Source organism: Rhizobium sp. SVR5-9E (assembly GCF_056755095.1).
Genome location: NZ_JBNDHS010000436.1, coordinates 1 through 269, shown reverse-complemented (window position 1 = coordinate 269; position 269 = coordinate 1). Strand labels below are relative to the sequence as shown.

The 269-nt window shown below is 58.0% G+C and carries 1 pseudogene; it reads right to left on the bottom strand.

Going from position 1 to position 269, the window contains the following annotated elements:
- Window positions 1-269 (bottom strand): annotated as a pseudogene (locus ACPYOJ_RS35515) (MFS transporter); the annotation flags it as partial.

Below are 269 nucleotides of genomic sequence, written 5' to 3'. Positions count from 1 at the left end.
ATATAAAGGCTGTTTGTTCCCCACATCAACGTACAGATAACAAACAGGAGCAGCGCATCACGACGGTTACGGCGCGGGGCTTCCAGTACGCCTGAAGCCACTTTGGGCTCTTTGCGCATCGACGGCAGGAAGAACCACACCATGGTGCCGCACACCACAAACGCGACAGCCGCACTCAGGTACATCATCGTAAAGCCAAACCCCATCGCCAGGGCATACGCCAGCGGCGGGCCAATGACCCATGCCAGCGACACCTGGGCACGCAGAAT